Source organism: Synechococcus sp. R5-13, from assembly GCF_047462015.1.
Lineage (GTDB): Bacteria > Cyanobacteriota > Cyanobacteriia > Thermostichales > Thermostichaceae > Thermostichus.
The window spans coordinates 1-9,581 of record NZ_JANSIL010000117.1 but is presented as its reverse complement, the minus strand read 5'-3'; the positions used below and the strand labels follow the sequence as shown (position 1 = coordinate 9,581).

The 9,581-nt window shown below is 58.6% G+C and carries 8 protein-coding genes and 1 pseudogene; 6 read left to right on the top strand and 3 right to left on the bottom strand.

Annotation, left to right across the window (positions count from 1 at the left end):
- Positions 1-889: pseudogene (locus NW840_RS09230) on the bottom strand (hypothetical protein); the annotation flags it as partial.
- Positions 890-1,147: 258 nt separating this feature from the next.
- On the opposite strand from NW840_RS09230, the gene ccsB reads away from it, so the two are divergent.
- The 5 genes from ccsB to NW840_RS09205 all read left to right on the top strand — a co-directional run bounded on the left by ccsB (position 1,148) and on the right by NW840_RS09205 (position 7,637).
- Positions 1,148-2,167: a c-type cytochrome biogenesis protein CcsB gene (gene ccsB, locus NW840_RS09225; RefSeq protein ID WP_414329299.1), complete on the top strand. Its 1,020-nt coding sequence runs from the start codon at positions 1,148-1,150 to the stop codon at positions 2,165-2,167.
- An 84-nt stretch (positions 2,168-2,251) separates the two neighbouring features.
- Positions 2,252-2,635 carry a lipopolysaccharide assembly LapA domain-containing protein gene (locus tag NW840_RS09220; protein ID WP_011431755.1) on the top strand — a complete coding sequence of 128 codons (384 nt, stop codon included), beginning with the start codon at positions 2,252-2,254 and terminating at the stop codon, positions 2,633-2,635.
- A gap of 76 nt (positions 2,636-2,711) precedes the next feature.
- Positions 2,712-4,394, top strand: a complete 1,683-nt coding sequence (gene tig / locus NW840_RS09215; RefSeq protein WP_414343815.1) for a trigger factor — start codon at positions 2,712-2,714, stop codon at positions 4,392-4,394.
- Positions 4,395-4,576: 182 nt separating this feature from the next.
- Positions 4,577-6,076, top strand: coding sequence for a S41 family peptidase (locus tag NW840_RS09210; RefSeq protein ID WP_414343813.1), 1,500 nt, complete (start codon positions 4,577-4,579; stop codon positions 6,074-6,076).
- Positions 6,077-6,287: 211 nt separating this feature from the next.
- Entirely contained in the window at positions 6,288-7,637 is a 1,350-nt protein-coding gene (locus NW840_RS09205; protein ID WP_414332548.1) for an adenylosuccinate synthase, read from the top strand.
- A gap of 278 nt (positions 7,638-7,915) precedes the next feature.
- Here the strand turns inward: NW840_RS09205 and NW840_RS09200 are convergent, their stop codons facing one another.
- Entirely contained in the window at positions 7,916-8,515 is a 600-nt protein-coding gene (locus NW840_RS09200) for a pseudouridine synthase (protein ID WP_414343811.1), read from the bottom strand.
- Between the two features lie 147 nt (positions 8,516-8,662).
- Between NW840_RS09200 and NW840_RS09195 the strand changes: the two genes are divergently transcribed.
- Entirely contained in the window at positions 8,663-9,076 is a 414-nt protein-coding gene (locus NW840_RS09195) for a hypothetical protein (RefSeq protein ID WP_414343809.1), read from the top strand.
- Between the two features lie 66 nt (positions 9,077-9,142).
- On the opposite strand, the gene NW840_RS09190 is transcribed toward NW840_RS09195, so the two are convergent.
- On the bottom strand, positions 9,143-9,424 hold the full coding sequence (locus NW840_RS09190; RefSeq protein ID WP_414343807.1) for a hypothetical protein: 282 nt from the start codon (positions 9,422-9,424) through the stop codon (positions 9,143-9,145).
- Positions 9,425-9,581: the final 157 nt, after the last annotated feature.

The following is a 9,581-nucleotide window of genomic DNA, read 5'->3' as shown; positions in this document are numbered from 1 at the left end:
TGGGTTCTGGAGTCGGGGTGGGCTCCGGTGTCGGAGTTGGGGTAGGGGTGGGCTGGGGCTGGACGATGGCCAGGGCCTCTTCGGCTTTTAGCTCCCCCCGAACCAGCTTGGAGAGGGTGTCTTGGCCGCCAGGGGTGTAGGTGATCTCGCGGGCGGCGCTGTTGAACACATTGCGGATGGGATCCCCTTTGCTGTCCACCAGTTCCAGCACCATCACATTGCGACCGGGCCTGAAGCCCTTCAGATAAAAAGACTCCCAGCGATCCAGCAGGCCAGATTGGCCGTTGAGGGTGTAGCGGATCCGCCAGTCCCGTGGCAAGTCACTCAACAGGCTCTCCCGCACTGGGGCATTGGCCAGCCAGAAATCCACCAAGATTGGCTCGGCCCCGTAGCTGCCTGTGGGGCGGTTGTAGGTGAGCAGGGGCAGTTGCGGCTGTGGCACGTACTCGGGGGTGGGAGCTAGCACGTGGAAGCTAACCTGGGCATAGGCTTCAGAGTTTTTGAAGCTCTCGTGCCAGGGTTTGCCGGCAAACACCCGCAGAGTATGGGATCCCGGCTCCAAATCCTTGAAAACGAGGGGAGCATCGGCATCGTAATGGGCGATGTAGGGCCGGTTGTCCAGCACCACGTGCAGATGAGGGCCAAGACCCAATTGCGGATCTTTGAAAAGTGGGTACCCTTGCACCGCGAAGCGAACGGTTACCTGCCGCTCTGGCAACACCTCACCTGGCTTGGGGCTGAGGATCTGAACTTGCGGGCGACAATACTGCAAATGGGCATCCAGCTTGGCAATCTCCGGGGGAACCGGCACGCGCTCTAGCTGGGGAAGCTGTTCCTGCGGGGGTTTAGGCGGGGATCCCCCACAAGAGGCCAAAACGAGGGCGGCCAACAGACAGATCCACCATCTCAACAACCCCCACCTTCTCAACCTGGCATTTCCCGCGTGTTCTTGCATGAGCCTTACATCCCAATGCTCTTTGTATCCTGCCGAGCCGCAGACAAGCCATCCCCACATTACCAGCATGTGTCCTTTGGGGAAGATCCCTTCCCCCGCCCTAGAATGGGATCAACTGGCCTGGCTCAAGCCGGGTCGGAGACACTTTTGAGGTCGTGTATGGCTCTGTTGGCGATAACAGCTCTTGCGGGCATGGATCTGGCCCAGTGGCAAGCTCTGCTCAACAACGTGGCGTTTGCCATTTCTCTGGGGGCCATGCTGTTCTACTGGGGTGGGGCAGCTTTTCCCCAGGTGCAGCTTTTGGCCGAATTGGGCCTAGCGGGGATGATCGGGGCAAACTTGACGATGGCCGCCCTGTTGACGGCCCGCTGGATCGATGCAGGCTACTTCCCCTTGAGTAATCTGTACGAGTCTTTGTTTTTCCTGGCCTGGGGGATCACCGCTTTGCATTTGGTGGCCCTCTACTGGAGCCGCAGCCGCTGGGTGGGGGTCATGACTGCCCCAGTTGTGACCGGGATCGTGGCCTTTGCTGCCTTGGTGCTGCCGGAAGATATGCAGGTAGCCCAGCCCCTCGTGCCGGCTTTGCAATCCAACTGGCTGATGATGCACGTGACTGTGATGTTGCTGGCCTACGCGGCGCTGCTGGTGGGATCCCTTCTCTCCATCAGCTTTCTCATCGTCACTCGCGGTCAGGAAGTGCATCTCAAGGGCAACTCCCTCGGCCTGCAATTTCGCCCTCCCCAACCCCAGACCCATCCCGAATGGGCGGAAGCCACCCTGCCTTCCCCGGCTTCAGAACTGGCCTACGCCGGCCTCCGCTCCCCCCGTCCTGCCCCCTCGTCGGCTGAGCTCCCTCCCCAACCGGCCCCAGAAGGGATCCCCTGGCAACGGCTGAGCCTGGCAGAAATCTTGGACAACACCAGCTACCGGCTGATCGGGCTGGGGTTCCCCCTGCTCACCATCGGCATTATTGCCGGCGCCGTTTGGGCCAACGAAGCCTGGGGTACCTACTGGAGCTGGGATCCGAAAGAAACCTGGGCTTTAATTACCTGGTTGGTCTTCGCTGCCTATTTGCATGCCCGCATCACCAAAGGCTGGCAAGGCAGACGCCCCGCCCTCTTGGCCAGCTTGGGTTTTGGAGTGGTTTGGGTATGTTACCTGGGGGTCAACTTTCTGGGCAAAGGCTTACACAGTTATGGCTGGTTTTTCTGAGGGAATTTTTCTCAAAAACCGGCCCGAGTTTATGGGTATTCTGGTGCTGGCAAGCCGTAGTGGATCCCTTCGAGGAGAAAAACGATGCGACTGTTCAACTACCTGATCTTGTTTTCAGCCCTCCTGGCCATTGCCCTCTTTGCCATGCAAAACGCCACCCCGGTCACGGTTACTTTTGCCCCCGGCGTCAGCGTTGAAAGCCCTCTGGTGATGGAACTTCTGGCATCTGCCGGGATTGGGGCCGCCCTCGCCTGGCTGTATAGCCTCTGGATGCGCGTACAGTTCAGCATCGAAGCCCGGGAAAAAAATCGGCAACTGCAGGAGAAGGAGGTCACCATCACCGAACTCAAGGAAATGGTGGTGGAGCTGGAAGCCAAAGTGAAGCAACTGCCTCCCAGCAAGCGTGCCGAACCCCAAGAGGACATCCAGGATGTGAAAGAAGTGGCCACCGAGGGATCCCCTGCCTAAAATTCCCAGGTTGACCCACAGGCCGTTGAGGTAGAATTGAACTTCTACTTGCCCCTCTCCCTAGCTCATACTTCCTATGCAGGTTATCCAAGAAAAACGCCCTGGCAGCCGGGTCGGTCTCAAAATCGTGGTAGAAGCCGACCGGGTGAAGCGCTCCTACGAAAAAACCTTGCGTCAACTGGAGCAGAATATCCAGATTCCGGGATTCCGCAAGGGCAAGGCCCCCCGCAACCTCGTTATGCGGCAGGTGGGCCGCGAGCGCATCCTGGCCAGTGCTGTGGATGACCTGATCAGCGAGGCCATTCAACAGGCTTTCAAGGAAGCTCGGCTCACTCCCATTAGCCGGTTCGAGCTGGATGATGAGGTGGGTCAGCTCTTGGCTCAGTTCAACCCCGAAGCAGACTTCAGCTTCTCAGGATATGTTGAGGTGTACCCCGAAGCCCGCGTTGGCCAATACAAAGGGCTGACCGTTACGGCAACCCGTGTTGACATCAAGCCTGAGCAAATTGACCAGCTCATCGACCGATGGCGGGATCAGCGGGCCACCCTCTTGCCGGTAGAAGATCGGCCTGCTCAGTTGGGGGATGTGGTGGTGATCGATTTTGCAGCCCGCGATGCAGAAGGCAATCCCCTCGACGAGATGACCACCCAGGACTTCCAGCTGGAACTCAAGGAAGACAACTTCATCCCCGGTTTTGTGGCGGGCATCGTGGGCATGCAGCTCGACGAAACCAAGGAGATCGCAGCCACCTTCCCCGACGACTACTTCAGAAAAGAGTTGGCCGGGAAAACGGTTACCTTCACTGTCTGCCTGAGGGAGATCAAGGCCAAAGAGCTGCCCGAATTGGATGATGCCTTTGTGCAAGAGATCAGCAGCTTCCAAACGGTGGCCGAGTTGCGGGAACACCTGCAAAAGCGCCTCGAACAGGATGCCCTGAGACAATCCGAGGAGAACCTGGAAACCGCCATCCTCAACGCCATCTTGGAGACTACTGAGGTGGATTTGCCGGAAACCCTCATCGAACAAGAAACGACACAACTGCTGGCCCAGAGTCTCCAGGCCCTGCGGCAGGAAGGCATCAAGCCGGGGGAGCTCCGTAAGTTCTTGTCCGAGTTGCCTCCCGAAACCCTTAACCAGTTGAAAGAGCGCCACCGACCCGAAGCCATCGACCGGCTGCGGCGCACCTTGGCCCTGAGTGCCATCGTTCGGCAAGAGCAAATTGCCGTAGGTTCCACGGAGTTGGACGTGGAGGTGGAAGAGGTGATGGCGGCCTATGCCCAGCAAGGCCAAAAGCTGGATCGGGAACGAGTACGCCAAGCCGTCTATGAAGGCTTGCTGACCGACAAGGTGATGGCCTGGCTGAAGTCTCAGACCACGGTCAACTGGGTCGATAGCGAGGGGAATCCAACCCAGGCGCCCACTTCTTTGGCAGGCTCGGAGGAGAAGGTTGAAGTGCCAGAGGCCGAGTTTGAGGCCGATGAGCCAGAAGCAGAGGTATCTGGGATCCCTGAGGCAATTGAATCCTCATCAGAGACGGCTACGGGGGCGGAAACGGATGGAGAAGCCGCAGTCGTGGAAGCCGAACCGGCCCCAGAAGAGGCTGTAGAAGTATCCCCTGCGGAAACCCTCTCAGATTCTGCGGCAGATTCAGAACCAAAGGCAACGATCCCGGTTGAGGAGAAGGCAGAAGAAACCACTGCAGAGACCCCAGCAGCAGAAAAGCCTAAGCCAAGCAAAAAGGGCAAAAAAGGCAAGTAAGAGTAGGCTGTGGTGGGGCGGTTTTCCGGATCCCGGCTGGGAACATTCCAAAGAAGGGGGGCGCGACAGTCACCCCTAGTGTTCTAAAATGCAAAAAGCGGATACCTAACACTGCCTACAGTGGCAGAGGGGAGCGTTTAGGGTTTATCCTATTCGCAACATCTGCAAGAGGGCAGGCTACCATGAAAGGATTTGCGCGCGCAATTGGGGCTTGGGGGATCCTCACCCTGATCGCCGGGATCTGGCCCGGCAGCGCTGTGGGCCAATCGGCCTTGCCTCCTGTGCCCATCATGCCCTCGGATCCCCAAGGTTCGTTTCCCGATCCAGGGATCCCGGCAGCCCCTTCGCCTCCCCGTGAGCCGGTCGGGCTGGATCTCCGCCATCTGGTGGGATTGTTCATCAACGAGTCTTGGGGGGCGGGCAGCCAAGCTGCTGCGGTTAGTTACAACGACCTCTACACCCGCCTGTTGGCCCGAAGCTACGGGGATCCCCGCCCCCCCATTGAGGTGGAGTACGAGTTCATTCAAGAGATCCTGCGGGAGTATGGGGATCCCGCCGATCGTTTCTGGGATCCGCAAGCTTTCAAGGACTTGCTCAACCGTCCCCGTCCTCCCGTACAAGCCCGCGGGATTGGCCCGCGCCAGGTTTACTTGGCTGTGCCGGATCTCACCCCAGCCACGGCTCAGCAGATCCGCCAAACCCTCTACACCCAAGACTACAGCCAGGGCATTGTCCTCGACCTGCGCGGAGCTGTGGGCTACGACCCCCAAGTGGTAGCAGATGTGGCGCGCCTGTTTTTGCCCCGCTCCGTCCAGCCGCTGCTGATTACCGAAGACCGATTCGGGCAGCCCACCCTCTGGAACAGCGAAAATCTGCCCATTGCCGCCGGGATCCCGTTGGCCGTTCTCGTGGATGGTAACACCCGCCAGGGGGCCACCCTCCTGGCTGCCCAGTTGGGATCCAGCGGTAGCACCCTTATCTTGGGACAGCCCACCCAAGGCAGCGAGCGACAAACCCGCTTCTTTGCTCTCCCCTCCGGCGCGGCGGTGGAACTGGCCGTGGCCACCTGGAAGACAGGAGATGGTCGCTCTTTGGAGCGAGGTTTAGTGCCTTTGCAGACGGTGGAAGGAGATGACAATGCTTGGCTGAATGCCGGCCTGCAAGCGCTGGCCTTGCCCCCCCGGCGACCTGCCCTGCCCCCACGGCCTACAGTGCTGGTGCAAGAGGGTCGAGTCGGTCGCTTTGAGCTGGGCATGGATACCCGCAACGTCGATACCCACCTGCTGGGCAATGTCGATCAGATCCCAGCGGCCTCTGGAGCCAATGTGTTTCAGCCCAACAGCGACTTGAAGATCTTTTACCTACAAGACTACATCCTCTTCACCTACCGTCATCCGGGCATTGTGGATAGCTTTTTCGCCAACCGCATCTACACCACCCACCCGGAAGCCATGACCGGCGAAGGGATCCGCATCGGCTCCACCTATTCGGAAGTGATCGCCGTTTACGGCGGGCCCGGCGAGAACGGCTACAACGAGGTGGTACCCTATCCCAAGGGAAGCCGAGAATATCTGCGCGACGACCGCTACTACGTCAACTACGATGCCCTGGGCCTGGCCTTTGCCTTTGAGGTGGGATCCAACCAGGTCACGGCCATTGGCCTGTTCAAGCCGGGGAGCTGAAGGCGAGGGCAACTGGGGAATCTCTGTTGGCTTGCCAGAGGGTTCGGGGATCCCGCCCATCTCCACGTTGTCCCCTGCCGGAGAAAAGTTAATCGATTGTTAATCTTTTTGTCCTGATCTCTCAACATCGCCCGGAGCGATGCGGTAGATTAGTGCAGCAACCCCCGCAAAGGGGATTTTTTGTGCCATCTACGGACTGTAGGAGAAGCTCTTGGCAAACGTCGTGGTTGTCGGTGCCCAGTGGGGCGATGAAGGAAAAGGGAAGATCACCGACCTCCTCAGTGAAAAGGCCCATGTGGTCGTCCGCTATCAAGGTGGGGTGAATGCAGGGCATACCCTGGTGGTGGGGGGCCAAACCTTCAAGCTACACTTGATCCCCTCTGGCATTCTCTACCCCGACAAACGCTGCATCATCGCCAGCGGCACGGTGATCGATCCCGAGGTTCTGCTGGCCGAGATCGACCAACTGCATCAATTGGGCATTTCCACCGACAACCTGTTCATTGCCGAAACGGCCCACGTCACCCTGCCCTACCACCGGGTCATTGACATCGCAGAAGAGGAGCGGCGTGGCATTTACCGGCTGGGCACCACCGGCCGGGGCATTGGCCCCACCTATGCCGACAAGGCCGAGCGCATGGGCATTCGCGTCGTGGACTTGATGTACCCTGACCAGCTGCGGGAGCGCCTCAGTTGGGCCATTCCCTACAAAAATGTCTTGCTGGAGAAGATCTATAATCTGCCCCCCCTGGATCCCGAGCCGATCATCGAGCAATACCTGGCCTATGCCGAGCGGCTGCGCCCCTATGTTACCGACGCTGCTCTGCTTCTCACCCAAGCCATCGAAGATCGGGAGAACATCCTGTTTGAAGGGGCTCAGGGCACCCTGTTGGATCTCGACTACGGCACCTACCCCTACGTCACCTCCTCCCATCCCATTGCCGGTGGCGCTTGTATTGGCGCTGGGATCGGCCCCACCAGCATTGACCGGGTGATCGGGGTGGCCAAAGCCTACACCACCCGCGTTGGCGAAGGCCCTTTCCCCACCGAGCTCAAAGATGAGATCGGGGCGTACCTGGGGGCAACCGGTGCTGAATTTGGCACCACCACAGGGCGACAACGGCGCTGCGGCTGGTTTGACGGGGTAATTGGGCGCTACGCGGTGCGGATCAATGGCCTAGACTGCCTGGCCATCACCAAACTGGATGTGCTGGATGGCTTGGATGAGATCAAGGTGTGCGTGGCCTACGAGTACCAGGGGCGGGAAATTCGTCACTTTCCCAGCGATGCCCGGGTTTTCGCCCAGTGCAAACCCATCTACGAAACCCTGCCGGGCTGGAAATGTTCCACCAAAGATTGCCGCTCCATCCAAGACTTGCCCCCCGAAGCCCATGATTACCTGAAGTTTTTGGCGCAGTTGATGCAGGTGCCGATTGCCATTGTTTCTCTGGGGGCCAGCCGCGACCAGACGATCATTGTCGAAGATCCCATCCACGGCCCCAAACGTGCCCTTCTCTATCCCAATGGTGGCAAGCGCGTCCACGCCCTCATGCCCGACTGAGTGGGCTCAAGAACAATTGGGAACAAGGGCAATCATAGGGCAATCATTAACAATGTAGTGATCAAATGCTCAGTAATGATCAATGTGAGTTAAGTTATGGTCATTTCAGGTTAGGGTGAAACGCCTAAGCTACGGAGAAAAGCCTTCCGGCCCTGTGCGTTCAACGTCTTAGGTGTGGATGCAGTGTCCTAGTTTATAGTCATTTAAGAGGGAATAAAACTGTTCCGTTGTCTTGCTTCCCAGCTCCTCACTGCCGAGCGAATAGGAAGCGTCTTAATCTAACTTGAAATGACTCTAATGGTTTGAGAAAAACAATATTGCCGCAGTTGGGCCAGTTCTACCTCACTGAGATCTTGCCACTGGCCAGGAGCAAGCCCCGCCAGAGAGAGGGGCCCCAGTCCAACCCGAACCAACCGCAAAGTTGGGATCCCAACGGCGGCAGTCATGCGGCGCACCTGACGATTACGACCCTCCTGCAGCGTCAGTTCCAGCCAGGTGGTGGGGATGGAGCGGCGAAAGCGGATGGGGGGATCCCGTGGCGGCAGGGTGGGTTCCTCAGCCAAGACCTTAACCTGGGCCGGGCGCGTTTTTCGCCCTTGGATGATCAGCCCCTGTTGCAACTGTTGCAGGGCTTGGGGGGTGGGGATCCCTTCCACCTGAACCCAGTAGGTGCGCTCATGGCCGAACTTGGGATCGATCAAGCGGGCATTGAGGCGACCATCATCGGTCAGCAGGAGCAGCCCTTCGCTGTCGCGATCCAGTCGCCCCACCGGATAAACCCTGGGCACCGGAATAAAAGACTTGAGGGTAGGCCGTCCCGCTTGGTCGGTGAATTGGGTGAGCACGCCATAAGGCTTGTAGAACTTGAGATAGCGCATGACACACAAAACAACAAAACTGTGAACCCAACCTTTCCAATCTTTAAGATTTGGCAGAAGGATTTGGCAGAGCGGCTTCAACGGTAAGATCAAGCCTTAAGGAGCAATATCCCTCCATCGCCAGCAGCGTTTGACGGAGCTCAACCCATGACCATAGACAACAACTTACTTTGGGTTTTGGTTGGAACAGCAGGGCTCTCTCTCCTCAGCCTGGTGTACGTGCTGGTGGATGAGGGCAACAAACGTCGCCGCTACGAACAGCAAAAGGAAAAAGAAGCTGCTCAGCCACCTGCGGTTGTTCCTGCAGAAGAAGCCGGGATCCCAGCTGCACCTCCTCCTTCTGCTCCTGAACCTGTTGCTGCTCAGCCCGCTTCAGCGCCACACACTGCTGACGGGTTCCCAGAAGCGTCGCGTAGCGATGACGAGGAGCCAGAAACCTCCCCGGAAGCGGTTCGCGCCAGCAGGACAGAGTCCTTGCCCAGCCCTGAGGACTCTGCTCTCCTCAAGGAGCCGGATACAGGGCCTGACCCCGCAGAGGAAATGCCGAAAGATACCCCATAACAGTTTTTTTCGGTTCTGGGGAAGTTCTGGGGATAGATGGGATCCCCATCCCGCAAGAGGGGAGCTTCATGCCCTCATCAGGGTTTGCTCTCCGTAGCGCAGCATCATCTCCAAAGCCGCGAGACGGTTGCCCCAAACTTGAACTCGATAGGGGTTGCGCAGAGATTCCAGCCGCATCCAAGTGGCAAGATTGGTTTTCAAGTTGCCCAGTTGCTGACGGGCTTGTTCCAGGGCTTCCGGGGTGGGATCCGCTGCCAAGGCCGCCAGGGATCCCTGCACCCGCTCTATTTGCTCCATCCATTGGCTGTGCTCCCACAACCCCAACCGTTTCTGCTCGAGCAAAAACATCCACTCCTGCCGCAGCGCCTGGAAGCGATCCCGAACAGCCCCAAAGGGATCCCGATAGGGAATGCGAGTCGAGGCAATGGCGGAGGACGTAAACTACCCGGCTCCGACCGCTAAGCGGTACGGAGCGGGCTTTCAGTAGCCCTGAGCCTGTTCTGCT